Origin of the sequence: Bordetella genomosp. 7, assembly GCF_002261265.1 — a bacterium.
In the GTDB taxonomy this organism is placed as follows: Bacteria; Pseudomonadota; Gammaproteobacteria; order Burkholderiales; family Burkholderiaceae_B; genus Bordetella_A.
On the sequence record NZ_NEVK01000008.1, the window covers coordinates 204,815 to 230,455 of the forward strand.

Genomic DNA, 25,641 nt, shown 5'->3' on the forward strand with positions numbered 1-25,641 from the left:
CCCCCTTGCGCTATCCTGCTGCTTTTTGCATGGCCCGGTGCGCCGCCGCACCCTGGGCATATCAAGAGCAACATCATGAATCTACCCATCCAGAATGTGGCCGTCGTGGGCGCCGGCGCCATGGGCAGCGGCATTGCCGCGCTGTTTGCCGCCAGGGGGCTCGACGTCGTGCTGATCGACCCCGCACCCGGCGCGCTCGACCGCGCCGCCGCCATCATTGATCGGCAGTTGGGCGTGCTCGCGCCCGACACCGTCGATGCATCGCGCCGCCGCATCCGCATGGAAAGCGGCCTGGAAGCGGCGGCCCCATGCAGCCTGGTGATCGAAGCGGTTCCGGAAAAACTGGAACTCAAGCGCGACGTATTCGCCAGGCTGGACATCGCGTGCCGGCCGGATGCGATTTTCGCTACCAACACCTCGGGCCTGTCCATCAATGCCATCGCCCAGGCCGTGACGCGCCGCGACCGTTTCGTGGGCACCCATTTCTTTACGCCGGCCGACGTCATCCCGCTGGTAGAAGTGGTGCGCAACGACGAGACCAGCACAGCCACCGTCGACGCTGTCATGGCAGCCCTGCGCACGGCGGGCAAGCGGCCGGTGCTGGTCAAGCGTGACATTCCGGGCTTTATCGCCAACCGCATCCAGCATGCGCTGGCGCGCGAGGCCATCTCGCTGCTGGAACACGGCGTCGCCAGCGCAGAAGACATCGACGAAGTGGTCAAGTGGAGCCTGGGCATCCGGCTGGCGCTGTCGGGCCCGCTGGAACAGCGCGACATGAACGGCATCGACGTGCATCACGCCATTGCCACCTATCTGTACCCCGATCTGGAAAACCGTACGACGCCTTCGCCCCTGCTGGCCCAAAAGGTCGCCAGCGGCCAGATCGGGGCCAAGGCGGGCCAGGGGTTCTATGAATGGCCGGCCGACAAGCGCGAACAGGTGCTGCGCGACAAGAGCGCGGCACTGGCCGAACTGGTGGCCTGGCTGAACGGCCGGCAGGCGGGCCAAGGCCCGCTCGATTAATAACCCGCATCAAAATTTGTGATTGGACGCGCGGCGGGCGGCTGGCTACCTTGGGCAGACATTCCAACCATAATGGAGACAAATCATGCCCATGATGCGCGCTGCCCTCGCGGGGGCCTTGCTGGCGGCCTGCGCGCCGGCCCTGGCCGGCACCGTCACGGTGATCACGTCGTTTCCCAAAGACTTGACCCAGGCGTATAAAACCGCCTTCGAAAAAACCCATCCCGGCATCACGCTGGAAATCCTGAACAAAAACACGGTGTCGGGCATCGCGTTCGTACGCGAAACGCCAGAGGGCCAGCGGCCCGAGGTGTTCTGGGCCAGCGCGCCCGACGCGTTCGAGGTACTGGGCCGCGAAAAACTGCTGAGCCCGGCCGCTGACATGGCCAACCCGCAGGTGCCGGACAAGATCGGCAGCTATCCCATCAACGACCCCGGAGGCATGTACCTGGGCCAGGCGCTGGCGGGCTACGGCATCATGTACAACACCCGCTACACCAAGGCGCACAAGCTGACGCCGCCGGCCGAATGGAAAGACCTGCTGGATCCGCAGTGGTTCGGCCACCTGGGCATGACGGCGCCTTCCCGCTCGGGCACGATGCACCTGACGGTCGAGACCATTCTGCAGGGCGAAGGCTGGGAAGATGGCTGGCGCACCCTGTTGCGCATGTCCGGCAACGCCAGGCAGATGACCGAGCGCTCGTTCGGCGTGCCCGATGGCGTCAACAACGGGCAGTTCGGCGCAGGCCCGGTCATCGATTTCTTCGGCCTGTCGAGCAAGTACTCCAAGTTCCCGGTGGAATTCGTCTATCCCACCGAAACCGCGGTGGTGCCCGCCAACATCGCACTCATCGCGGGCGCGAAGAATACCGAGGAAGGCAAGAAATTCGTGGCGTTCACCCTCAGCCAGGCGGGCCAGGAACTGCTGCTGGAGCCGAAGATTTCGCGCCTGCCGGTGCTGCCCTATAAAGATCTGGCCGGCAAGATTCCCGAAGGTTATCCCGACCCGGCCCAGATCGCGCAGCGCAGCAAGGTGCATTTCGATGCCGACCTTTCGCAAAAGCGCTATTACGTTGTGCAGGCCTTGTTCGACCAGACCATCACGTTCCGCCTGGCCGATCTGCAGGCGGCCAACAAAGCCATCTACGATGCCGAGAAGACATTGGGCGACAAGGCCAGGTCCGGCAAGGCCGCCGAACTGCTCTCGCAGGCGCGCGCGCTTGCGTGGTCTCCCCTGATCGACGCCAGGACCGCCGCAGACCCCGAGTTCCTGGCCGTGTTCCTGCGCGACAAGAAAGACGCTTCGACCAGCAAGCAGATCACGCAGCTCGAAGGCGAATGGAGCAGCAAGGCCCGCGCCAACTACGAACAGGCGGTGAAACTGGCTCGCGAGGCCGCGGCGTTGTAGCCCCGCCGGCCCATTGCCGGCCCCAACCCGGATGAAGCATGGCCGGCCCGCAGTCGCGCACGCCGCGGGCCGGCCGCCACACCCGCCTGCCCGCGCGCGGGCCCGCCCCTGCCGCGCCCGCGGCGCCACGACTGGAGTTTCTTGATGACGTTTGCGAACGGCCCGCGCCTGCCTGCCGGTCCGCTCTTGACAGCGCTATTGGTGCTGGGCTTCCTGGGACTGTTCCTGGCAGTCCCGGTGGGCACCGTGTTCTATAGCGCGTTCGTCAATGCCGACGGCAGTTTCACCCTGGGGCACTTCGGCGCCTTCTTCGGCCTGCCCCTGATGCAGGAAGCGTTTTTCAACAGCCTGTATGTCGCGGGCTGGTCGGCCCTGCTCGCGTCGCTGATCGCCATCCCGCTGGCGTACTTCACGGTGCGATTCGAGTTCCGCGGCGCGCTGATCATCCAGACACTGGGCGTGCTGCCGCTCATCATGCCGCCGTTTGTCGGGGCGGTGGCCATGCAGCTGATCTTCGGACGATCGGGCACGGTCAACCTGCTGCTGGACGAATGGTTCGGATTCACCCTGCCCTTCATGGAAGGGCTCAACGGCGTGATTTTTGTCGAGTCCATCCACTACTTTCCGTTCATCCTCATGAACCTGGTGGTGGCGCTGCGCAACATCGACGGTTCCATGGAAGAGGCCGCCTTCAACCTGGGATCGCGCGGGTTCCGCCTGTTTCGGCGCATCATCTTTCCGCTGGCACTGCCCGGCTATATTGCCGGCACGTCGCTGGTGTTCGTGAAGGTGTTCGACGATCTGGGCACACCGCTGGTGCTGGGCACCACCAACATGCTGGCGCCGCAAGCCTATCTGCGCATCACGCAGGTAGGGCTCGAAGACCCGCTGGGTTACGTGATCAGCGTCATCATGATCGGCTTTTCCATCCTGGCCCTGTGGCTGTCGGCGCGGGTCATGAAGGGCAAGGACTACTCCACCCTGCAGAAGGGCGGCAACTCCATCCAGAAACGCCGGCTCAAGCCGGCGGAAAGCGTGCTGGCGTATGGATGGATCACGCTGGTGCTGCTGCTGGTGCTGTCCCCGCACATCGGCGTGCTGCTGCTGTCGCTGGCCACGGTGTGGAGCTACGCGCCCTTGCCCGACGGCTATACGCTGGAACACTATGCCGCGGTCTTCAGCGATTCGCACGGCATGATCACCAATACGCTGCTGTATTGCGGGCTGGCGGCGGGCATCGATGTGGTGCTTGGCACCGCCATCGCGTACCTGATGCTGCGCACGCGCCTGCCGGCGCGCCAATGGCTGGACTTCCTGGCTTCGGCCGCGCTGGCCATCCCCGGCCTGGTGCTGGCCATCGGCTTGCTGCGCACCTTCCGCGGCTGGGAAATTCCGCTGACCGGAACGCTGCTGACATCCTCCTGGGTGTTGATCATGATCGCCTATTCGGTGCGCCGCCTGCCCTATGCATTGCGCTCGTGCGTGGCCGCGCTGCAGCAGATCAACGTGTCGCTCGAAGAAGCGGCGCAGTCGCTGGGCGCCGGCCGCCTGCGTACGATCCGCCGGGTGGTGGTGCCGCTGATGGCCGGGGGCATGCTGGCCGGCTTTGTCACCAGCTTCGTGACCGCTGCCGTGGAGCTGTCCGCCACCATCATGCTGGTCACGCGCGACAGCCAGGCTCCCATGAGCTACGGCATTTATCTGTACATGCAAAGCGCCGCCGGCCGCGGGCCCGGCGCGGCGCTTGGCGTGCTGGCCGTGGTTGCCGTCGGCATCGGAACGTACATCTCGCACTTGCTGGTCGAACGTGCATCCGCGCGCCAGCAGCCCGCGCGCAATGGGGAATCAGAATGAAGAAAGTCAGCGTCGAATGTCGCAATATCCGGCTTTCCTATGGAAAGACCGAAGTCCTGAAAGACATCAGCATCTACATAGAGCCCGGCGAATTCTTTGCACTGCTGGGCCCTTCCGGCTCGGGCAAGTCCACTCTGCTGCGGCTGATCGCCGGCTTTAACCAGCACAGTCATGGGCAGCTGCTGATCGACGGCAAAGACATCGGGGGCACGCCGCCATGGGGCCGCAACATTGGCATGGTGTTTCAGAACTACGCGCTGTGGCCCCACATGACCGTATGGGACAACGTTGCATTCGGCCTGGTAGAGCGCCGCCTGCCGCGCGCAGAGATCCGCCACAAAGTCGAGGCGGCGCTGGAACTCGTAGGCCTGGCGCAATACGCCAATCGCCGGCCCAACCAGCTGTCCGGCGGCCAGCAACAGCGCGTGGCCCTGGCGCGCACCATCGTCATCGAGCCGCAAGTGCTGCTGCTGGACGAGCCGCTGTCGAACCTGGACAAGAAGCTGCGCGTGCAGATGCGGCAGGACCTGCTCAGCCTGCAACGCCGCCTGGGCATCACCACGATATTCGTCACCCACGACCAGGAAGAGGCCATGACCACCGCCGACCGGATGGCGGTGCTGGACCACGGCGTGGTGCAGCAGGTCGGCTCGCCCACCACCCTGTTCGACTATCCGGTGAACCGGTTCGTGGCGAACTTCGTGGGGACGATGAACGTACTGGAAGGAACGGTGCGTGAACGCAGCCGCAACAGTCTCGTGCTGAAGGTGGCCGGCGTGGGCGACCTGCAGCTGCCGCTGGCCAGCGAAGCTCCCGAAAGCGACCGCCTGGCCGCCAGCTTCCGGCCCCATACGGTGCAGATCGACATGGCCGACGGGCTGGGCGACGCGCGCTACGTGTGGTTGCCGGGCGTGGTGGAAACCAGCGAGTTCCTGGGCGAGTTCACCCGCTACCAGGTGCAGGTGGGCGAACACCGGATCACCGCCGACCAGCCGCACCTGGCCGGGCTTTCGCCATTTCCGGTCGGCGCCCCCGTATCGGTAGGGCTGGAGCCGTCGCAAATACGACTGCTGGCGGCATAATTGCCGCCATGGAAATCTATCAGATCCGCGCCTTTGTCACGGTCGCCCGGCTGGGCAACCTGACCAAGGCCGCGGATGCGTTGTCGCTGACGCAACCCGCCGTGACCGCGCAGATCAAGGCGCTGGAACAGAGCCTGGGCGTAGCGCTGTTCGAGCGCGCCGCCGGCCGGCTGACGCTGGCCAAGGCGGGCGAAGCGCTGCTGCCCACCGCCGAATCGCTGCTGGTGCTCGGCGCCCAGCTCAAATCCGAAGCCCAGCAACTGCAAGGCAGCCTGCACGGCGCCGTGGAGCTTGGCATCCCCAGCGAGCAGCCGGATTTCCTCAGGCTGGGCGAGCTTGCCTCGGCCGTGCGCGACCAGCTGCCCCTGATCGAACTGAAAACGCTCACCCTGTCCACTGTACAGTTGGACGAGTACGTCAATACAGGCAGGCTGCATGCCGCGCTGACGCTGGTGGTCAATCCGCCGCGCGGCACCTGCTGGCAGCCCCTGCGCAGCGTACGGTATCGCATTGCCATGCCTGCCGCGCTGGCGGGCACGGTCAAGCGCGGAGGCTGGCGCGACGTGGCGCAGCTTCCCTGGCTCGACGGCCCCGCGGGCAGCCATACCCACTTGCTGCTGCGCGATATGTTCGAACGCCATGGCCTGGCGCCGCGCGTCGTGATGCAGCACGACGACCAGGCCAACCTGGACGCGCTGGTGCGCGCGGGCGCAGGCTGCGCGCTGCTGCGCGAAGAAATCGCCCTGGCCGGCGCCGAATCCGGCGATTTCATGGTGTGGGGGCAGGCCCGGGCCGACGCCACACTGGGTTTCATGATATCCAACGAGCGCGCCAGCGAACCCATGCTGGTCGCGTTAAGCTCCCTGATGCAGAAAATCTGGCTGCCCAGCGCGTCGCGCCGCCCCTGACCCCTTATCTACCTGCTCATGACTGAAATCTGGTTCATCCGCCACGGCGAAACCGCGTGGAACCGAGAAGGCCGCCTGCAAGGCTGGCAAGACATCGCGCTCAATCCGGCCGGGCGATCCCAGGCCGCCCAGCTTGCCGCGCGCATCGGGGCCATGGACGCCCCCTTTCAGGCGCTGTACAGCAGCGACCTGCAGCGTGCATACACCACGGCCGAGCCGTTGTCCGATGCGCTGGGCCTGCGCATCCGCAGCGAGCCCGGGCTGCGCGAACGCTGCTATGGCGTGCTCGAAGGGCTGGATCCGCGCCGCATCGACGAGCTTGCGCCGCAAGCCGCCGCAGCGCGCCGCAGCCGCGACCCCGACCTGCCTATCGAGGGAGGCGAATCGCTGGGCCAGTTCCAGGCGCGTATTCTCGCCACAGTGGACGATATCGCGCAACGCCACGCTGGCGAGCGCGTACTGGCCGTCACGCATGGCGGGGTGATGGACATCATCTGGCGTCGCGCCAGCGGCGCCGCCCTGGACGCGGTCCGTCCGGTGCCGCTGCTCAATGCCAGCATCAACCGCGTCGGCATCGAAGGCCGCGCGTGGCAAGTCCTGGAATGGGGCGATATCGCGCACCTGGACGCCGAATCCGCGACCGACATCGTGCCGTAGCCGGCGCGGCGCGAGCCTCAGCGGCTGAGCAGCGCCTGGTTGATGTGCCCCGCGGCGCGCCGCAGAACCGGCAGGAATGCCTGGACCATGGCCTGGCGTGAATACCGGCTGGCATGGCTGCTGACGTTCATGGCGCCAATGACCCGGCCCGCGCGGTCCTGGATGGGCACCGCCACCGACTGCAGGCCCGGCTCGAGTTCCTGCACAACGCATGCGTAGCCATCGGCGCGCACCTGGCCAAGAATGCGCCTGATGACCGCCCGGTCAGTCACCGTATGAGGCGTCAGGGCGCGGATATCGCTGGCGTCGAGCACGCGGTCCTGTTCGGCGGGCGGCAAGCCCGCCAGCAGCACGCGGCCCATGGACGTGACCCAGGCGGGCAGCCGACTGCCCACCGACAGGTTGATGCTCATTACCCGGTGGGATGACAGCCGCAATATGTACACCACGTCCGTGCCATCCAGCACGGACACCGAGCAGGACTCGCGCGTGGCCTCGGCCACTTCTTCCATATAGGGCAACGCCAGATCCCACAGCGGCGTCGCCGACAGGTACGAGTATCCCAGTTCGAGAATCCGCGGGGTCAAGGCAAACTGGCGGCCGTCCACAGACACATAGCCCAGGCTGGCCAGCGTCAGCAGGATGCGGCGCGCGCCGGCCCGCGTCAGCCCGCACGCCGCCGCCACTTCGGACAGGGTCATTTGCGGGCGCTGCGGGCCAAAGGCGCGGATTACCGCCAGCCCGCGCGCGAAAGACTGGACGTAGGTATCGCTGGGCTGCGGGGGTTCGTGCGTGTCATGGGCCATGAGGCCATCCGTAATGTCCGGCCAGCAGACGCTTGGGCGAGTGAGCCTTGACACTGCCTGGCCAGCGTGGAACGATGTTCTTAGATAGAACGAATGTTCGAATATAGAACAAAATTATGACACGCCTTCACCTTCCGGGACCCTTATGATTTCCAAGATTGTTGAAAACGCGGCGGCCGCCCTGGCGGACGTTCCTGATGGCGCAACCGTTTTGATCGGCGGTTTCGGCACGGCGGGCCAGCCCATGGAGCTCATCGACGCCTTGCTCGAGCAGGGCGCCAGAGACCTCACCATCATCAACAACAACGCCGGCAATGGCACCACCGGCCTGGCCGCGCTGTTGGGCGCGGGACGAGTGCGCAAGATCATCTGCTCGTTCCCCCGCCAGACCGATTCGCAGATATTCGACGGCCTGTACCGCAGCGGCAAAATCGAGCTTGAGCTGGTGCCCCAGGGCAACCTGGCCGAGCGCATCCGCGCCGCTGGCGCCGGCATTGGCGCGTTCTTCACGCCCACGAGCTACGGCACGCCGCTGGCCGAAGGCAAGGAAATGCGCGAAATCAACGGCCGGCACTATGTGCTGGAATACCCCCTGCACGCCGACTACGCCCTGATCAAGGCCGATCGCGGCGACCGCTGGGGCAACCTGGTGTACCGCAAGACCGCGCGCAACTTCGGCCCCATCATGGCCAGCGCCGCCCGGGTGGCCGTGGCGCAAGTGCGCGAAATCGTCGAACTGGGCGAACTCGACCCCGAAAACATCGTTACCCCGGGCATTTTCGTCAAGCGCGTCGTGCAGATCGACGCCCCGGCCGCCAAGGAGCAGCAATGAGCAGCAAACTGACCCGCGACCAGATCGCCGCCCGCGTCGCGCAAGACATCCCCGAGGGCGCCTATGTCAACCTGGGCATCGGCCTGCCCACGCTGGTGGCCAACCACCTGCCCGCCGAGCGTGAAATCATTCTGCATACCGAAAACGGCATGCTGGGCATGGGCCCTGCGCCGGCCAAGGGGCAGGAAGACTACGACCTGATCAACGCCGGCAAGCAGCCCGTTACCGAGCAGCCCGGCTGCTCGTTCTTTCACCATGCCGATTCGTTCGCCATGATGCGCGGCGGCCATCTCGATATCTGCGTGCTGGGCGCCTTCCAGGTGTCGCAGCGCGGCGACCTGGCCAACTGGCATACCGGCGCGCCCGACGCCATTCCCGCGGTGGGCGGCGCAATGGACCTGGCCATCGGCGCCAAAGATGTCTACGTCATGATGGAGCTGCTGACCCGCGAAGGCGCAAGCAAGCTGGTGGCCGAATGCACCTACCCCCTTACGGGCGTGCAATGCGTGTCGCGCGTTTATACCGATGTCGCGGTGTTTGATATCGGCGCCAATGGGGTTACCGTCATCGACATGTTTGGCGACATGACTGCCGACGAACTGCTGCGCCTGACCGGCCTTCCCCTACAGTTTGCCCGCTGAATCCCCACCGGAGGTTTTGCCATGCTGTTCCTGGTCCAGATGCAAGTGAACCTGCCGGCCGACATGCCGGCCGAGCGGGCCGACAAGCTCAAGGCCGATGAAAAGGCCCTGGCCCAGCAACTGCAGCGCGACGGCAAATGGCGCCATCTGTGGCGCGTGGCGGGCCGCTACGCCAACGTCAGTGTCTTCGATGTAGAAAGCAACGATGAGCTGCACCAGTTGCTATCGTCGCTGCCGCTGTTCCCGTACATGGACATCCAGGTCACTGCCCTGGCCCGCCACCCTTCCGCCATCTGACCCGCACGCTCGCCATGCCCTACATCATCGAGACCTTCGACAAGCCGGGCCATCAGGCCGTCCGGCAACAAGAACGCCCCGCGCATCTCGAGTTCCTGGAATCCAACAAGCACCTGCTGCTGGCCTGCGGCGCCAAGCTGCATGATGACGGCCAGGACGCGGGCGGCGGGCTGTACGTGGTAGATGTCGACACCCGCGACGCCGCCGAAGCCTTTATCGCGGCAGACCCTTTCAGCAAGGCGGGCCTGTTCGAGCGTGTCACCATAACGCGCTGGCGCAAGGCCTATGTCAACGGCCAGCGCATGCTGTAGCGCACGCCGCCCCGCACAGGAAATCGTCTATGTCTTATGCTGATCTGAGCCAGGCCCGCCTGTATTACGTTGTCGACGGCCCCACCGATGCGCCGGTACTGGTGCTGTCCAATTCGCTGGGCACCTGCGCCGACATGTGGGCGCAACAGGTTCCCGCTCTGTCGCAGCACTTTCGCGTGTTGCGCTACGACACACGCGGGCACGGCAAGTCGTCGGTGCCCGAAGGGGCATACTGCTTCAGCCAGCTGGCCGGCGACGTGTGCGAACTGCTCGACCACCTGGATATCGGCCAGGTGCATTTCTGCGGCCTGTCGATGGGCGGCCCCACCGGCCTGCAACTGGCGCTGGATCATCCCCGGCGCGTGCAGAAGCTGGTGCTGTGCAACACCGCCGCCCGCATCGGCACCCCCGAAAACTGGTCTGCCCGCATCGCCGCCGTTTCGCAGAACGGCCTGGAAGCCATGGCGCCTGCCCTGGTCGAACGCTGGCTGACCCCTGCTTTCCGCACCGCGCAACCGGGCATGACGCAGGTATTGGTCGATATGTTGCGTCGCACGCCCAACGACGGCTACAACGGCAATTGCGCGGCCTTGCGCGATGCCGACCTGCGCGCGCGGCTTGGCGAGATCAAGAGCCCGACCCTGGTGATCGCGGGCACGCAAGACCCGGCCACCACGCCGCAAGACGGTCGCGACCTCGCGGCGGGCATAGCAGGCGCACGCTACCTGGAGCTGGACACCTCGCACCTGTCCAACTGGGAACAACCCCAGGCCTTTACCCGCGCGTTGCTGGACTTTCTTATGGAGTAGCGCATGGCACGCTGGAAGCAACGTCCCGAGGGCTCGAACTGGGGCGATTACGGCCCCGACGACCAGCTCGGCCGGCTTAACCTGCTGACCGAAGCCCAGGTACTGAAGGGCGCGCGCGAAATCCGCGCGGGCAAGACCTTCTGCCTGTCGCTGCCCCTGGACCTGCCCGGCGGCAATGTGCTGAACCCGCGTCGCCATCCTCCGCAGCTCAGCCCTACAAGGCTGCAAGACACGCCGTACCTGAACTTTCCGATGCGCAACCTGAACCCGGATGCGGTCGATGTGCTCAGCGACGACCAGGTGCTGCTGTCCATGCAGTACTCCACCCAGTGGGATTCGCTGGCGCACGTGGGCGCCTTGTTTGACGCCGATGGCGACGGCCGAGCCGAGCTTTGCTACTACAACGGCTATCGCGCCGGCGTCGACATCATCGGCCCTGCCGATGCCGACCATGCCGGCTGCGCATGCAACAGCGGCGGCCCGTCCGCCGCGCTGAAGCTGGGCGTCGAAAACCTGGCCTCGCATGGCATACAGGGGCGCGGCGTCTTGCTGGACCTGGCGCGCCACTTCGGCACGGGGCGCACCCTGGTGGGGCACGCCGAATTGACGCACGCGCTGCAGGCCGAGCGCATCACGGTCGAGCCAGGCGATATGCTGGTGCTGCGCACCGGTTTTGCCGAAAAAATCGTCGAGATGGCCGGCCAGCCGGATTCCGACGTCCTGCATCGCTACGGCGCGGCACTGGACGGCACCGACAACGCCTTGCTGCAATGGATTACCGATAGCGGCATTGTGGCCATCTGCGCCGACAACTATGCGGTAGAAGCCTACCCGGCGCGCGAACGCCAGGGCCCGCGCGCCATGCTGCCGCTGCATCACCATTGCCTCTTCAAGCTGGGCCTGCCCCTGGCCGAACTCTGGTATCTCAAAGACCTGGCCGACTGGCTGCACGCCAACGGCCGCCACCATTTCATGCTGACCGCCCCGCCGCTGCGCATGCCCCACGCCATCGGCTCCCCGGTCACGCCCATCGCCACGGTATAGGCTGGAGGCCCCGGCCCCGGGCGGCATCACCACAGCCGCCGGACCCGCCCGGGGGGTGTCCGGGGGGTGTCTGACACCCAAGGGTGTCAGACACCGAGCTGCAAGCCCCCGACACCTCCCGCGCATGCGCCCGGGGGGTGTCTGACACCCAAGGGTGTCAGACACCGAACCGCAAGCTCCTGACGCCACCCGCGCCGGCGCCGGGGGGTGTCTGACACCCAAAGGGTGTCAGACACCGAACCGCAAGCCCCCGACACCACCCGCTCCGGCGCCGGGGGGTGTCTGACACCCAAAGGGTGTCAGACACCGAGCCGCAAGCTCCTGACACGACCCGCGCTGGCGCCGGGGGGTGTCTGACACCCAAGGGTGTCAGACACCGAGCCGCAAGCTCCTGACGCCACCCGCGCTGGCGCCGGGGGGTGTCTGACACCCAAAGGGTGTCAGACACCGAGCCGCAAGCGCCTGATGCCACCCAGCGAAGCATCTGCCAACCATCCGACACCATCCGTTTCGCCCGGCCGCCGGCGGCGAATTATGGTGGAGCCTATAGGTTCGACCCACCCTGCAGGAGACCGTCATGAAACAGCTGTTCGCCTGTGTGTTGCTGGCAGCCGCCTCGGCCCTGGCCGGGGCCCAGAGCCTGCCCTATGGCGTTTCTATCGATAACCTGGCCGCGACGCGGCAGGCGGACGGCACATCGTCCATATCCGGCACCGTGGTCAACCACGGCGACAAGCCGTTGAACCGCCTGTCGGTCACTTTCGTGCTGTTCGACGACCAGGGCCGCGAGATCGGCCGCACCGGCGCCACGCGGGACATGCCCCTCGCGCCCGGAGAAACCTGGCAGCTGGTGGCCACCACGCCACACACCTTCAGCCGCTTTACCGCCCTGGACATCCAGGCACAGTAGCGCCGCAGCCGTGCCGCAGCCCGCCGTCCGAATGCTGTAAGGGTGCTGTGGGAAAATACGGGGGCAAGAACAATAGGACACCCCCATGTTTCCAAAACGACTTTCCGACGGTTACCAGGCCTTCCTGGATGGCCGCTTCCACAACGAACGCAAGCGCTACGAAGAGCTGGGCGAATCCGGCCAACACCCCGAAATCCTGTTGATCGGCTGCTGCGACTCCCGGGTATCGCCCGAAGTGATCTTCGACGCCGGCCCCGGCGAGATGTTCGTCATACGCAACGTCGCCAATCTGGTACCCCCCTATGAGGGCGATGCCAAGGCCTCGTCATATCACGGCACCAGCGCCGCCATCGAATTCGCCGTCAGCGCGCTCGAAGTCAAGCACATCGTCGTGCTGGGCCACGCATCCTGCGGGGGCGTGCGCGCGGTGTTCGACTGCGCCGAACCCCTGACCCGCACCGACTTCATCGGCAAATGGATGTCGCAGATCACCCCTGTGGCCAGCGCCATCCCGCGCACCGGCGACAGGGCCACCGACGTCCGACGGCTAGAATGGGCAGTCGTCGAGCACAGCCTGAAGAACCTCATGACCTTCCCGTCCATCCGTGACCGGGTCGAGCAAGGAAAACTCGAGCTGCACGGCACCTACTTCGGCGTGGCGACGGGGTTGCTGTTCCTGCGCGACCCGGTTACCGGCGAGTTCACCGCCTGCACGTCGCAGCCGGCCTGAATCCCACCACAATAATCAGAACAGCGCGGCAGCCCTATGCAGCCGCCGCGCCAGCATTACCCACAGGAGGAGTCCATGAAGCTGTTTTATTCGCCCACCTCGCCCTTCGTGCGCAAATGCATGGTGGTCGCACACGAAACGGGGCTGATCGAACGCATCGAGCCGCAACGCTGCGCCGCGCACCCGGTCAACCGGGACCAGTCTATCGTTGCCGCCAACCCGCTGGGCCAGGTGCCCACGTTGGTCACCGACGACGGCCAGACGCTGCACGACAGCCGCGTCATTTGCGAATATCTGAATCAGCTGGGCGGCGGGGCGCTGGTTCCGCCAGACGGGCCGGCTCGCTGGCAAGCCCTGACCGACCAATCCCTGGCCGACGGGCTGGTAACCGCTGCCATCCAGGCACGCTACGAGACGACTGTGCGCCCCGAATCCGCCATCTGGCAGGGCTGGGTAGACGCCCAGATGAGCAAGGTCGCCGATGCCCTGGCCCGGTTCGAAGAGCAGGCCGGCTCGCTCGCCGGCCGCTGGGACATCGGCACCATTGCACTGGCCTGTGCGCTAGGCTATCTGGACTTCCGCTACGCTTCGTACGATTGGCGCGCCCGGCACCCATCGCTGGCGCGTTGGCATGCCGCGGTCAGCGAGCGCCCGTCGCTCATCGAAACGGCTCCTTCCGCGCCGTAGATCCGTGGGCCGCGGGCTTCTTTTCTTATAACGAAAATGACTTAGACAGTGCGATCTATCGCCTGCTACGGTTGTAAGAATTGAACCCTGCGGCACCGGCCGGCGGCGTCTTGCCACGCCGCCGCGCTTCTTATCGAAGCAGCCCGCAGGTTGTTCCCTTGCGCCTCACGGCGCCTCCCGAAGGGCAACCGCCATGTATGTGTATGACCCCGTCGATCAACGGCTCGTGGAACAGCGCGTCGCGCAGTTCACCGACCAGACGCAACGCTTTCTTGCCGGCGAACTGAGCGAAGACGACTTCCGCACACTGCGGCTTCAGAACGGCCTTTATATCCAGCGCCATGCGCCCATGCTGCGCATTGCCATTCCCTATGGGTTGCTGGCGGCGCGCCAGTTGCGCACGCTGGCCCACATTGCCCGCACCTGGGATCGCGGCTATGGCCACTTCAGCACGCGGCAGAACATGCAGTTCAACTGGCCCAAGCTGGAAGATGTGCCCACCATCCTGGCCGAACTGGCCAAGGTGCAGATGCATTCCATCCAGACCAGCGGCAACTGTATCCGCAACACCACCAGCGATCATTTCGCAGGCGTGGCGCCCGATGAACTGGTGAACCCGCTGGTGTGGTGCGAAATCATCCGGCAATGGTCCACCCTGCATCCCGAATTTGCGTTCCTGCCGCGCAAGTTCAAGATCGCAGTCAGCGGTGCGGAAGAAGATCGCGCCGCCGTGGGCATTCATGACATCGGCCTGCAGGCCGTGCAGCGCGACGGCGTGCTGGGGTTCCGCGTGTGGGTGGGCGGCGGCCTGGGCCGCACCCCCATGGTGGGCCACCTGATCAACCCGTTCGTCGAATGGCAGCATCTGCTGACCTACCTGCAGGCCGCGCTGCGGGTTTACAACCTGCATGGCCGCCGCGACAACAAATTCAAGGCGCGCATCAAGATCCTGGTGAAGGACCTGACGCCCGAGGTGTATGCCCGGCAAGTCGACGAGCAATGGCAGCTGATCAAGGGCGGCCCGGACACGCTGACGCAAGAATACGTAGACACCATTGCCAGCCGTTTCACGTGGCCTGATTACGACCCCGCCGTCGCCAATGAGCCCGACCCCACCAGCACGCATGCCGCCGCGAATCCGGCCTTTGCGCAATGGCTGCGTAGAAACGTGCACCCGCACAAGGTGCCCGGCTACGCCGCCGTGACCCTGTCGCTCAAACCCACCGGCGTGCCGCCCGGCGACATCACCGCAGAACAAATGGAAGCCGTGGCGGATCTGTCGGAGCGCTACGGCTACGGCGAAGTGCGCGTATCGCACGAACAGAACCTGGTGCTGGCCGACGTGCGCCGGCCGCAGCTGTTCGAGCTGTGGCAGGAATTGCGCGCCCTGAACATGGCCACGGCCAACATCGGGCTGCTGACCAACATCATCTCGTGCCCCGGCGGCGACTTTTGCGCGCTGGCCAATGCCGTATCCATTCCGGTGGCCCAGGCCATCCAGAGCCGTTTCGACAACCTGGACTACCTTTTCGAAGTCGGCGAGCTCGACCTGAACATCTCGGGCTGCATCAACGCCTGTGGGCACCATCACGTAGGCCACATCGGCATCCTGGGCGTCGACAAGAACGGCGAGGAGTGGTACCAAGTTACCATTGGCGGCCGCCAGAACGGCGCGGCCAAGCCGCTGTCGGACCTGCAGTCGGTGCGCGGCGGCGGCGCGGCTATCGGCCGCATTATCGGGCCGTCATTTGCGCGCGACCAGGTGCCCGACGTGGTCGAACGCCTGGTGCGCACTTACCTGCGCCTGCGCGACAGCGACGCCGAACGCTTTATCGACGTCGTCGACCGCGTGGGCATCGCGCCTTTCAAAGAAGATGTGTATGCCGATCCGGGTGTGGCCAAATCCGCCCCGGCACCGCAACGCGAGGTTGCCCATGTCTGACACGATTCATCCTGCCGAACCACGCCTGATCCGCCACGGCCGCCTGCAAGCCAACGACGCGCGCGTCTTCGCGTCCGAGCCCGACGCCGAGCCAGGCGCGCAACTGCCTGCCGACGAACCCGGCTGGATCGTGCCCCTGCCGGTGTGGGCCGCCGCCCGCGATACCCTGCGCCAGCGGCAGCATCCCGTGGCGGTGCTGCTGGGGCCGGCCGCCAAGCTCGACGAACTGGTCGACGACCAAGGCCGCGTCGATCCGTCCGGCCTGGCATTTATTGCCATCGACTTTCCCATCTATACCGACGGACGCGGTTATTCACTGGCCCAGTTGCTGCGTACGCGGCATGGCTGGCAAGGAGAACTGCGAGCGCTGGGCGATGTCATGATCGACACCATTCATTACCAGGCGCGCGTGGGCTTCGACAGCTTCCTGGTCAAAGAAGGGCACGACCCGCACAAGGCGCTGGCCGCCTTCAAGACTTTCACGGTGCACTACCAGCAGACATACCCCAAACCGCCGGAATTGCTGGCAGCCTGAACGTTTGGAATGTGTGAATTGGCAGTGGGGTGGTGTCTGACACCCTTCGGGAGTCAGACACCTGGGGCCTGGGGCGATTTTGGGTGTCAGGCTCCCGAAGGGCGCCTGACACCGTCCGATTAGTTACCTGGCCGCCACTGCGCGATACCGTCCCGATCAGTCACCTGGCCACCACCGCCCCCACCCGCCGCCGATTGACCGTCACGTGCCTTCCCAGTGCGGGCCAGGCACGTTGATATCGAACAGTTCCAGCACGCGCGCAACGGTGTGGTCGACCATCTGCTCGATGGACGCAGGGCGGTGATAAAACGCAGGCAGCGGCGGAAAAACAATGCCGCCCATCTCGGTGACGGCGGTCATGTTGCGCAGGTGCGCCAGGTTGAACGGCGTTTCGCGCACCATCAGCACCAGGCGGCGGCGTTCTTTCAGGGTGACGTCGGCCGCCCGCGTGATGAGGTTATCGGACAACCCGTGCGCCACGGCCGCCAGCGTGCGCATCGAGCACGGCACGATCACCATGCCGGCCGTCTGAAAAGCCCCGCTGGCAAGGGTGGCGCCCACATCGCGCACGCTGTACACGTGGTCGGCCAGCGCAGTGACATCGTGGCGGCCGAGGTCGAGCTCGTGCTTGATGTTGAGCACGCCCGAGGCCGACACCACCAGGTGCGATTCGACGTCGTCGACCCCGCGCAGCGCCTGCAGCAGGCGTACTGCATATAGGGCGCCCGTGGCGCCCGTAATACCTACTACCAGTCGCCGGGGCGAACTCATGCAGCGGTTGCGCCGGAGTTGTCCAGCAGCGTCTTGAGTTCGCCGTTTTCGTTCATCTCGGTCATGATGTCAGACCCGCCGATGAATTCGCCGCTGACGTAAAGCTGGGGAATGGTGGGCCAGTTGGAAAATTCTTTGATGCCCTGGCGAACTTCTTCGTCTTCGAGCACGTTGACGGTGACCAGCTTCTTCACGCCACACGACTTCAGGATCTGGATGGCGCGCCCCGAAAAACCACATTGGGGAAACTGGGCGGTGCCTTTCATGAACAGCACTACGGGGTGCTGCGTGACGGTTTCGCGGATGAATTCTTGCACGTCGCTCATGGTGGTCTCACAAACAGGTAAAGCAGTGGTGGCGGAATAGACCCATTATAGGGACCCGCCGGAAATCCGTTCGATGCCGGCCAGGTCCCGGCGGCTGGTTATTTGACGGAACCCCGCCTGCGCCAGCAACCGCCGTACCGCTTCGGCCTGGTCCCAGCCGTGTTCTACCCACAGTGCGCCGCCCGGCCGCAGGCGTGCGGGCGCGCCGGCAATGATGGCGCACAGGTCACGCAGGCCGTCGGCACCGTCGGTCAGGGCGCATGGCGGCTCGTAACGCAGGTCGCCACGCCGCAGGTGGTCGTCGTCATGCGCGATATAGGGGGGGTTGGATACGATCAAGTCGTAGCGGGCGCGCGCCGGCAGCGCGTCGTACCAGCTGCCCTGCGCGAAGTCCACCCGCGCCCCCAGGCGCGCGGCGTTGCGCACGGCCACCTGCAACGCGGACGCGCTGGCGTCGGTGGCCGTTACCGACGCGTGCGGCGCATCCAGCGCGATCGACACGGCAATCACGCCGCTGCCCGTGCCCAGGTCCAGCACGGCGGCCTCGTGATGGTCTTGCAGCCATTGCAGCGCGGTTTCCACCAGCAGCTCGGTATCGGGCCGTGGAATCAGGACATCCGGAGTTACCGCGAAATCGCGGCCCATGAACTCGCGTCGGCCCACCAAGTAGGCCATGGGCTCGCCCGCCAGGCGGCGCGAAGCCAGCACCTGGTATTGCTGCGCCTGCCACGATTCGATGGGGTCGGTGTCGTGCGCCAGCATCCAGGCGCGCGGCTTCTGCAGCACGTGTTCGAGCAGCATGCGCGCTTCCAGCCGCGGCAGGCGCGGATCGTGCAGAAACGCGTGCAGAATCGGGCGGTCCACGTCAGATGTCATCCCCCAGCGCCGCCAACTGTTCGGCCTGGTGTTCGGCGATAAGGGCGCCAGTAAGTTCTTCAAGATCGCCTTCCATGATTTGCGGCAGCTTGTACAGCGTCAGGTTGATGCGATGGTCCGTCACGCGCCCCTGCGGATAGTTGTAGGTGCGGATACGTTCGGACCGGTCTCCCGTGCCCACCAGACTCTTGCGTTCGGCCGCCTCTTTGCTTTGGCGCTCGCGCACCTCGCGGTCTTTCAGGCGCGCGGCCAGCACCTGCATGGCCTTGTCTTTGTTGCGATGCTGCGACCGGTCATCCTGGCATTCCACCACCAGGCCCGTGGGCAAGTGAGTAATGCGCACGGCCGAATCGGTCTTGTTGATGTGCTGCCCGCCCGCGCCGCTGGCGCGGAAGGTGTCGATGCGCAGGTCGGCAGGGTTGATGACAATGTCGTTCATGGCATCGGCTTCGGGCAGCACCGCCACGGTGCAGGTCGAGGTATGTATACGCCCCTGCGCCTCGGTGGCGGGCACGCGTTGCACGCGGTGCGCTCCGGACTCGAACTTGAGCCTGCCGTAGGCGCCGTCCCCGTCGATGCGGGCGATGACTTCTTTGTAGCCGCCCAGTTCGGACGGGCTTTCGGACATGAGTTCGACGCGCCAGCCGCGTTGCTCGGCATAGCGGCTATACATGCGCAGCAGATCGCCCGAGAACAACGCGCTTTCGTCGCCGCCAGTGCCCGCGCGGATTTCCAGGAACAGGCTGCGGCCATCGTTGGGGGCGCGCGGCAACAGCAGCACCTGCAGCTCGGCTTCCAGCGCCTCGATGCGTTGGCGCCCGGTCTTGATCTCGTCTTCGGCCATCGCCTTCATGTCGGGGTCGGCCAGCATTTCCTGCGCCGTGTTCAGGTCGTCTTCGGTACGCGTGAACTGCGCAAAAGCCTGCACCACCGGCTCGAGCTCGGCGCGCTCGCGCGACAGCTTGCGAAAGCGTTCCATGTCGGCCGCAATTTCGGGCTCTGCCAATAATGCATCAAGCTCGATCAAACGGTGGGACAGCTGCTCCAGCCGGCTGCGCATGGAAGATTTCATAGGAAGAACCAGGAAGGCGTATAGCGGATTAGCGAACAGCGGGCGCCCGAAAAGCGAACGCCCGCCAGGGTGGCGGGCATTGCGGCAGCAGCGCTAACGGCGCGAATCGCGGCCCGGGAACAGGCGCGGCATCCAGGCGAGCAATTGCTTGCGCTCGTCGCCTTCGCTGCGGTTCAACGCCGCCAGCGGGCCGTGCAGATACTTCTGGGTGAGCCCGTGCGCCAGCTGTTCGAGCACGGCCTCGGGGGATTCGCCCCGCGCCAGCAGGCGGCGGGCGCGTTCGAGTTCGGCGGCGCGCACGTCTTCGGCGGCCTGGTGCAGGTCGCGGATGACGGGCACCACTTCACGCGATTGCATCCAGTGCATAAAGCCCTGGACGCGCGTTTCGATGATGGCTTCGGCCTGCACCACGGCGGCCCGCCGCGCATCAGTGCCGCTTTGCACCAGGCGGCCCAGATCGTCGACCGAGTACAGGTAGACGTCGTCCAGGCGGCCGACTTCGGGTTCGATATCGCGCGGCACGGCCAGGTCGATCATGACCATGGGGCGGTGCCGGCGCAGGCGCGTGGCGCGCTCGACCAGGCCCAGGCCCAGAATGGGCAGCGAACTGGCCGTACAGGACACCACCACGTCGAATTCGGCCAGGCGCTCGGGCAGATCGGCCAGCTTCATGGTGCTGGCCGAGAACCGGCCCGCCAGCGTTTCGGCGCGCTCGGCCGTGCGGTTGGCCACCACCATGCTGCGCGGACGCTGGGCCGCGAAGTGCGTGGCACAGAGTTCGATCATTTCGCCCGCGCCGATGAACAGCGTGTGCGCCTGGTCAAGGTTGCCGAACACGCGCTCGGCCAGCCGCACCGCGGCAGCCGCCATCGACACCGAATGCGCGCCGATGGCCGTTTGCGAGCGGACTTCCTTGGCCACGGAAAACGTGCGCTGGAACAGTTGGTGCAACAGCGTGCCCAGCGAACCGGCTTCGCCCGCGGCGCGCACCGCGTCTTTCATCTGCCCCAGTATCTGCGGTTCGCCCAACACCATGGAATCGAGCCCGCTGGCCACGCGGAACGCATGGCGCACTGCGTCGTCGTGCACGTGGCGATACAGATGGGGGCTGAGCGTGCCGGCCTCGATACGATTGTGGTCGGCCAGCCATACCGGCAGGTGTTCGGCCACCTGCGCCTCGGCGGCACAGTAGATCTCGGTGCGATTACAGGTGGACAGAATGGCTGCTTCGCGCACTGCGCCGCCAAACGCGGAGCGCAGCCCTTCCAGCGCCGGCCGCATCAGATCGACGGGCATGGACACACGCTCGCGCACCGACACGGGGGCGGAGGTGTGATTCAGACCGAAGGCGAGGACAGCGACGGACATTGGGCGTGAGGCAAGCGCCGTACGGACGGAGCACGGCGCATTTGTAACACTGAGTTGGTCAAAATTATACCTCTAAGGGTATTCCCGGGGGTAGCAAAACTTTTGATCGAATCGATAGCCCGCCTGCACGAATCGAAAAAATTGTGTATAGTGGCGGACTTCGTTGGCCTGGTAGCTCAGTTGGTAGAGCAGCGGATTGAAAATCCGCGTGTCGGTGGTTCGATTCCGCCCCAGGCCACCAAGAATTCAATGCCCAGCCGGATGGCTGGGCATTTTTTATTTGTGCGCTGGGGTCTGCGGCCCTACCCGATAAACGTGGGGTGGGCATTCATCAGACGCGGTTAATCAACCGCGTTGGGCAAGCTGCGGAATAGAATCGATCACGTACCCCAGCATTGCTTTTTATGGATTGGTTCTCGCCAACATGAGTCTAGTGCATGCTGGTGGCCATCAGTTATGAGGAACCGCCGCCTGCAGTGACTTATGCGCGAGCCGCTTACCCTGTCCATAGACCAAATCAAACGATCTGTCGTCAAGGCCATCCTATCCGACGACACGCTATTCGAAAATCTGGTACTCAAGGGTGGCAATGCGATCGACCTGATCCATCAGATCGCCGCGCGGGCATCGGTTGACATCGACTTTTCGATGCCGGGCGATTTCCCTGGCGGCGCCGACGAACTGCGTCGACGTGTCGACAGCGTTTTGACGCGAACATTCAGCATGGACGGCTATCGAGTCTTCGACCTCAAAATGCTTGAAAAACCCGAGCATTTGAGCGAAGGCATGGCCGCCTTTTGGGGTGGCTACAGCGTTGAATTCAAATTAATCAGCGAGCCTTTATACAAGCAGCACGGCCCTGACATAGACGTAATGCGGAAGTACGCGCTCAATCTCGGGCAGGGCAAGAAGTTCTTGATCGATATCAGTCGCCACGAGTATGTCGATCATAAGCAAAGCATGGAATTCGAGGGATACATCATCTATGTGTATTCCCCCGAAATGATCGTCTGCGAAAAGTTGCGGGCGATCTGTCAGCAGATGCCTGAGTATGGCCCCGTAATCCGCAGGGGGCGTCCCGGTAGCGCACGCGCGCGAGACTTCGTAGATATCTACTACTTAGTCACGATGTTGAACTTGAACGTCACCTCGGACGAATACCGGACGGTCATTGCAGAGATGTTCGCTCGCAAGCGTGTTCCGCTTTCCCTACTCGGACGTGTCCGGCACTATCGTGAGTTTCACCGCGCAGACTTCGCAGCCGTGCAGGCAACTATGAGCCCAAATTTTGTACTCAAGGATTTTGACACTTACTTCGAGTTCACCCTTGATCTCGTTGCGCAGCTACATTCCCTTTGGGACGTATAGACGCCACGCTTTCACATAGTCCATGTCGCCCATATCGTGTGCCAAGTAGAAATCGTAGTTCATCGGAAACCGCTTGATCAGGTCCAGCAAGTTTTGCCGATAGCCCGCCCGCTCAAGATAGAACCCAATGGCCTGATGGTAAGGATATGTGTGGTCTATCTTCTTTAGCATGGCGGCCAAAGCATTGACCGACAGTTGATCTTTAGCCAACCGGAAAGCCTTGAGTACCTCAAAGACTCCGCCGGCATAGGCCGGGCGAACCGTGATGTCGATAAGCGTGCGCTCCAGGTTGGTCAGGCGGACGGTGACCGGCGTTTCGCTGTCATAGGTTACGGACTCCGTGATCACGCCGAGTTCGTCCGTGTTCTTGCCATTGATGAGATAGATCCTGGCGCCTTCAAAATCAATAGCGTTGTTCGACTCGCGCGCCTTGCGCTTGAATGCGGCGTCGATGCGCTCCTGAGCCAATCCGCCCGTGGACTGGCTCTTGAGATGCTGCTCATGGTTCAGGTAGATCGTTTTGGGAATTTGCTCGGTCAAGCCGTGCATACGGACAGCGGTGTAATGGCTGTAGTAACAGCTTGGCTTGAGAGTGAGCAAGACCTCCAGCAACGGCACGGAGCCCCACACGAAGCGTGTTTCCGCCCGGTGAGGAAAAGGAAAGCGCAGGGTCTTGAGCTTGCCTTGCTTTTCCAGGAAGGTGATGAACTCTTGCGTGGTGGTGCGTTGAGCCAGGCGCCACCCCCGCCGCTGTTCGGCCAGAATCCGCTGTAGATCCGTCAGCTTGAAAACGGGCGACGACTGCCCAGCCAGATACTCAAAGATGTCAGGCTTGGCGATCTGAATGCGTGAAAAACCAACCATCTTCGTGTCGTGCTGTGAAGTATATATACTTCACAGTATATGTGATTTTTCGCTCCCGGATGACGAAGTTCCGGCCCGAACCGGCTGATTGTTAGGCAGAACCAGGCGGCGCTGAAGTATATATACTTCAGCGCTGCCTGTCGGAAAATACCTGTTTCTGCCGCTTGGGCTTCTGGTGCCATCTTCAGAGCAAGAATATGCATGTCCAATGAAGTATATATACTTCATTGGACTACGCACGCCATACTCCGTGCAGAACTCGAACTCCCTGTAGCTTTTCTCGTACGGCCTGGTCGAATTCAATGCAGTAACCCCTCGCTACAATCCCTACCCACAAGTCATGTCATCACGAGGGCCGCCGCCACGGCGGCAGGCAAAGGGACTACCGATCAATGGGTACACGCTACGGCCGCCGTCGCTCGGACGGCACTTATGAGTACCACGACAGTGAAGCCTCTTTAAAGGCTGCAAAGCGCCAAGAGAACCAACGGGCGCGAGCGGGCTTTTTCGGCCTGGTCGGCTTGGCGGTGGGCGGGTGGCTGGCCTATCTGGGGTTGCAGTACGCCGGCGCGGCCGACTGGCCGAAATGGACGCGCTTTGCAGGCGTGCTGGCAGGCGCGGGCTTTTGCGCCGTGCTGTTCTCGATGCTTGCAGAGGTGATCTGGAAGTTGATGGCCGGGCTGTTGGTGCTCGCCATTCTGACGGTGATCGGCACGTCAATCTGGCAGGCGGTGTAGCTCATTGACTTGATGGCAAGCTCACCCCAAGGTCGGTACGCACTTCGATAAACACCGGTCCATCCATGGCCATCGCCCGTTCCACCGTGGAATCGACCTGTGCCGCGTCCTCGATGCGAAAGGCCGGCATGCCGAAGGCCTGGGCGATCTGGACGAAATCGGGGTTGAACAACGATGTTCCGCTGACGCGGCCCGGGTATTCGCGCTCCTGGTTGATGCGGATCGAGGCGTAGGCGTCGTTGTTGGAAAGGATGAACAGCACAGGCAGCCGGCGGTGCGCGGCCAGGATCATTTCGTTGCCGGTCATCATGAAGCCGCCGTCGCCCACCATGCAGATGGTCCTGGTGTCGGGGCGCCGCAGCGCGTTGGCGATGGCGGCCGGTGTGCCGTAGCCCATGGCGCCTGCCAGCGGAGACAGCAGCCGTTGCGGCGGGCGGAAGCGGAAATGTCGATACACCGGCGCGGCGAACGTGCCCGCGTCCAGGCAGATGACCGTGTGGTCGGGCGCGCGGTCGGACACGCTGCGCACCACGTTCTCGAACGGCACGCCCCGCTCGGGCCTGCGGTCGGGCCAGGCCACGTGCTGCCTGATGTTATCGGCCAGCCGGGACAGCCATTGCGCATCGCGGTGCGCGCCGGCGTCGCTGTCGGGCGGCAGCGCATTGACCAGCAGGATGGGATCGCACACCAGGCCGAAGTCGGCCTGGAAGGTCTGGCCGATGACGCCGTTGTCAGGATAGCAGTGGACAAAGGCCTGTTGCGGGCGGGGCAGGTCGGGAAACGTGTAGCCCTGCGTGGGAATGTCGCCCATGCGGGTGCCCAGCGCCAGGATCAGGTCGCTTTCGCGAAAGGCCTGCATCTGTGCTGCAGAGGGCGCCAGGCCGAGTTCGCCCGCATACAGGGGATGGGTGGGCGGAAAAACATCGTGGCGGCGAAAGGAGATGGCCACGGGAATGTTCCAGCCGCGCGCGAACTGTTCGAGCGCCTCGCGCCCGCCTGGCCTTTCGAACCAGCCGCCGGCGATGATCAACGGCCTTTGTGCGCGCTTCAATGTCGCGCGCAGTTCGGCCAGGGTGCCGGCATCGGGCTGGCCGGCGCGCGGTTCCGTGCAGGTCCAGCGATGCTGCTCTACTACTTGCTGCTGCACGTTCTCGGGCAGCACGAGCACCACGGGCCCCGGCGTGCCGGATGTTGCCACGCGTATCGCCTTGAATGCGGCCTCGGCCAGCTGGCCGGGATCGGTGGCCTCGAACACCCACTTGGCGATGGAGCCGAACATCTTCTGATAGTCGATTTCCTGGAAGGCGCCCCGCCGCAGGTCCTGTTTGGGGATCTGGCCGACAAGCAGGATCATGGGCACGGCGTCTTGCTGCGCAGTGTGCACGGCGATGGCCGCATTGCTTGCGCCGGGGCCTCGGCTGACCATCGCGACGCCGGGGCGGCCCGTGATGCGGCCATCGGCCACCGCCATGAACCCGGCGCCGCTTTCGTGCCGACACACGACGGTGTCGATGTCGGGAAAGTCGATCAGCGCGTCGAGCACGCCCAGATAGCTTTCGCCGGGCACCAGGAAGACGCGGTCGATCTGGTTGGCGCGAAAGACGTTCAACAGGGCGTGCGAGGAAGTTGCGTTCATATACGGCCGTGGAGCGGGTTCGAGTGCCGCGCGGGGGCGCGGATCCGGCAAACATTGTCCGGAATACGAACCCGCCATGACAATGCGCGGCGGGGCATAGCAGCTATACCTTTCTGGCCTGGCAATTCACGGGCATAAACTATTCCG

At 64.4% G+C, this 25,641-nt stretch carries 27 protein-coding genes and 1 tRNA gene; 20 read left to right on the forward strand and 8 right to left on the reverse strand.

Features of this window, described 5'->3' with window-relative positions:
* The first annotated feature begins 75 nt into the window (after window positions 1-75).
* The 6 genes from CAL19_RS16800 (at window position 76) to CAL19_RS16825 (ending at window position 6,932) form a co-directional block, all read left to right on the forward strand.
* Entirely contained in the window at window positions 76-1,023 is a 948-nt protein-coding gene (locus CAL19_RS16800) for a 3-hydroxyacyl-CoA dehydrogenase family protein (RefSeq protein ID WP_094797467.1), read from the forward strand.
* Window positions 1,024-1,108: 85 nt separating this feature from the next.
* Window positions 1,109-2,431, forward strand: a complete 1,323-nt coding sequence (locus tag CAL19_RS16805) for an ABC transporter substrate-binding protein (RefSeq protein WP_094797468.1) — start codon at window positions 1,109-1,111, stop codon at window positions 2,429-2,431.
* A gap of 144 nt (window positions 2,432-2,575) precedes the next feature.
* The gene (locus CAL19_RS16810) at window positions 2,576-4,285 is read left to right on the forward strand and encodes an ABC transporter permease (protein WP_026639777.1); all 1,710 of its coding nucleotides are present in this window, start codon (window positions 2,576-2,578) and stop codon (window positions 4,283-4,285) included.
* Window positions 4,282-5,367 carry an ABC transporter ATP-binding protein gene (locus CAL19_RS16815; protein WP_026639776.1) on the forward strand — a complete coding sequence of 362 codons (1,086 nt, stop codon included), beginning with the start codon at window positions 4,282-4,284 and terminating at the stop codon, window positions 5,365-5,367. Before CAL19_RS16810 ends, CAL19_RS16815 begins: the two co-directional genes overlap by 4 nt.
* Before the next feature lie 8 nt (window positions 5,368-5,375).
* Entirely contained in the window at window positions 5,376-6,275 is a 900-nt protein-coding gene (locus CAL19_RS16820; RefSeq protein ID WP_026639775.1) for a LysR family transcriptional regulator, read from the forward strand.
* An 18-nt stretch (window positions 6,276-6,293) separates the two neighbouring features.
* Window positions 6,294-6,932, forward strand: a complete 639-nt coding sequence (locus tag CAL19_RS16825; protein WP_026639774.1) for a histidine phosphatase family protein — start codon at window positions 6,294-6,296, stop codon at window positions 6,930-6,932.
* A gap of 17 nt (window positions 6,933-6,949) precedes the next feature.
* Here the strand turns inward: CAL19_RS16825 and CAL19_RS16830 are convergent, their stop codons facing one another.
* Complete coding sequence (locus CAL19_RS16830) at window positions 6,950-7,738, reverse strand: IclR family transcriptional regulator (RefSeq protein WP_026639773.1); 789 nt, start codon at window positions 7,736-7,738, stop codon at window positions 6,950-6,952.
* Window positions 7,739-7,883: 145 nt separating this feature from the next.
* Here CAL19_RS16830 and CAL19_RS16835 point away from each other — a divergent pair, with 145 nt between their 5' ends.
* From CAL19_RS16835 to CAL19_RS16885, 11 genes are all read left to right on the forward strand, one after another.
* The gene (locus CAL19_RS16835; protein WP_094797469.1) at window positions 7,884-8,570 is read left to right on the forward strand and encodes a 3-oxoacid CoA-transferase subunit A; all 687 of its coding nucleotides are present in this window, start codon (window positions 7,884-7,886) and stop codon (window positions 8,568-8,570) included.
* Window positions 8,567-9,211 (forward strand): 3-oxoacid CoA-transferase subunit B, encoded by a 645-nt coding sequence (locus CAL19_RS16840; protein ID WP_026639771.1) that lies wholly within the window; start codon window positions 8,567-8,569, stop codon window positions 9,209-9,211. The genes CAL19_RS16835 and CAL19_RS16840 overlap by 4 nt, the downstream gene beginning before the upstream one ends.
* Window positions 9,212-9,232: 21 nt before the next feature.
* Window positions 9,233-9,508 carry a muconolactone Delta-isomerase gene (gene catC / locus CAL19_RS16845; protein WP_026639770.1) on the forward strand — a complete coding sequence of 92 codons (276 nt, stop codon included), beginning with the start codon at window positions 9,233-9,235 and terminating at the stop codon, window positions 9,506-9,508.
* Window positions 9,509-9,522: 14 nt separating this feature from the next.
* Window positions 9,523-9,819 carry a YciI family protein gene (locus CAL19_RS16850; RefSeq protein ID WP_026639769.1) on the forward strand — a complete coding sequence of 99 codons (297 nt, stop codon included), beginning with the start codon at window positions 9,523-9,525 and terminating at the stop codon, window positions 9,817-9,819.
* A 29-nt stretch (window positions 9,820-9,848) separates the two neighbouring features.
* Window positions 9,849-10,628: a 3-oxoadipate enol-lactonase gene (gene pcaD / locus CAL19_RS16855; protein WP_094797470.1), complete on the forward strand. Its 780-nt coding sequence runs from the start codon at window positions 9,849-9,851 to the stop codon at window positions 10,626-10,628.
* A 3-nt stretch (window positions 10,629-10,631) separates the two neighbouring features.
* Complete coding sequence (locus CAL19_RS16860) at window positions 10,632-11,672, forward strand: cyclase family protein (RefSeq protein ID WP_094797471.1); 1,041 nt, start codon at window positions 10,632-10,634, stop codon at window positions 11,670-11,672.
* A 577-nt stretch (window positions 11,673-12,249) separates the two neighbouring features.
* The gene (locus tag CAL19_RS16865) at window positions 12,250-12,582 is read left to right on the forward strand and encodes an FxLYD domain-containing protein (RefSeq protein WP_249276341.1); all 333 of its coding nucleotides are present in this window, start codon (window positions 12,250-12,252) and stop codon (window positions 12,580-12,582) included.
* Window positions 12,583-12,667: 85 nt separating this feature from the next.
* A complete protein-coding gene (locus tag CAL19_RS16870; RefSeq protein ID WP_026638898.1) occupies window positions 12,668-13,312 on the forward strand; it encodes a carbonic anhydrase in 645 nt (214 codons plus the stop codon).
* Between the two features lie 75 nt (window positions 13,313-13,387).
* Entirely contained in the window at window positions 13,388-13,999 is a 612-nt protein-coding gene (locus tag CAL19_RS16875; protein ID WP_026638899.1) for a glutathione S-transferase, read from the forward strand.
* Window positions 14,000-14,192: 193 nt separating this feature from the next.
* Window positions 14,193-15,941, forward strand: a complete 1,749-nt coding sequence (locus CAL19_RS16880; RefSeq protein WP_094797473.1) for a nitrite/sulfite reductase — start codon at window positions 14,193-14,195, stop codon at window positions 15,939-15,941.
* Window positions 15,934-16,476: a DUF934 domain-containing protein gene (locus CAL19_RS16885; protein ID WP_094797474.1), complete on the forward strand. Its 543-nt coding sequence runs from the start codon at window positions 15,934-15,936 to the stop codon at window positions 16,474-16,476. The genes CAL19_RS16880 and CAL19_RS16885 overlap by 8 nt, the downstream gene beginning before the upstream one ends.
* A gap of 201 nt (window positions 16,477-16,677) precedes the next feature.
* Here CAL19_RS16885 and CAL19_RS16890 read toward each other — a convergent pair whose 3' ends face one another.
* The 5 genes from CAL19_RS16890 to hemA all read right to left on the reverse strand — a co-directional run bounded on the left by CAL19_RS16890 (window position 16,678) and on the right by hemA (window position 20,889).
* Window positions 16,678-17,247, reverse strand: a complete 570-nt coding sequence (locus CAL19_RS16890) for a UbiX family flavin prenyltransferase (protein ID WP_026638902.1) — start codon at window positions 17,245-17,247, stop codon at window positions 16,678-16,680.
* On the reverse strand, window positions 17,244-17,573 hold the full coding sequence (gene grxD / locus CAL19_RS16895; RefSeq protein WP_026638903.1) for a Grx4 family monothiol glutaredoxin: 330 nt from the start codon (window positions 17,571-17,573) through the stop codon (window positions 17,244-17,246). Before grxD ends, CAL19_RS16890 begins: the two co-directional genes overlap by 4 nt.
* Window positions 17,574-17,618: 45 nt before the next feature.
* Entirely contained in the window at window positions 17,619-18,449 is an 831-nt protein-coding gene (gene prmC, locus CAL19_RS16900; RefSeq protein ID WP_094797475.1) for a peptide chain release factor N(5)-glutamine methyltransferase, read from the reverse strand.
* Complete coding sequence (gene prfA / locus CAL19_RS16905; RefSeq protein ID WP_094797476.1) at window positions 18,439-19,521, reverse strand: peptide chain release factor 1; 1,083 nt, start codon at window positions 19,519-19,521, stop codon at window positions 18,439-18,441. The genes prmC and prfA overlap by 11 nt, the downstream gene beginning before the upstream one ends.
* Before the next feature lie 93 nt (window positions 19,522-19,614).
* The gene (gene hemA / locus CAL19_RS16910) at window positions 19,615-20,889 is read right to left on the reverse strand and encodes a glutamyl-tRNA reductase (RefSeq protein ID WP_026638906.1); all 1,275 of its coding nucleotides are present in this window, start codon (window positions 20,887-20,889) and stop codon (window positions 19,615-19,617) included.
* A 165-nt stretch (window positions 20,890-21,054) separates the two neighbouring features.
* Here hemA and CAL19_RS16915 point away from each other — a divergent pair.
* Window positions 21,055-21,130: transfer RNA gene (locus tag CAL19_RS16915), tRNA-Phe, on the forward strand.
* A 242-nt stretch (window positions 21,131-21,372) separates the two neighbouring features.
* Entirely contained in the window at window positions 21,373-22,257 is an 885-nt protein-coding gene (locus CAL19_RS16920; RefSeq protein WP_094797477.1) for a nucleotidyl transferase AbiEii/AbiGii toxin family protein, read from the forward strand.
* Here the strand turns inward: CAL19_RS16920 and CAL19_RS16925 are convergent.
* Window positions 22,234-23,121, reverse strand: a complete 888-nt coding sequence (locus CAL19_RS16925) for a type IV toxin-antitoxin system AbiEi family antitoxin domain-containing protein (RefSeq protein ID WP_094797478.1) — start codon at window positions 23,119-23,121, stop codon at window positions 22,234-22,236. The genes CAL19_RS16920 and CAL19_RS16925 overlap by 24 nt on opposite strands.
* Window positions 23,122-23,513: 392 nt before the next feature.
* On the opposite strand from CAL19_RS16925, the gene CAL19_RS16930 reads away from it, so the two are divergent.
* On the forward strand, window positions 23,514-23,858 hold the full coding sequence (locus CAL19_RS16930) for a hypothetical protein (protein ID WP_094797479.1): 345 nt from the start codon (window positions 23,514-23,516) through the stop codon (window positions 23,856-23,858).
* 1 nt (window position 23,859) lies between these two features.
* Here CAL19_RS16930 and CAL19_RS16935 read toward each other — a convergent pair whose 3' ends face one another.
* On the reverse strand, window positions 23,860-25,494 hold the full coding sequence (locus CAL19_RS16935; RefSeq protein WP_026638922.1) for a thiamine pyrophosphate-dependent enzyme: 1,635 nt from the start codon (window positions 25,492-25,494) through the stop codon (window positions 23,860-23,862).
* Window positions 25,495-25,641 lie beyond the last annotated feature (147 nt).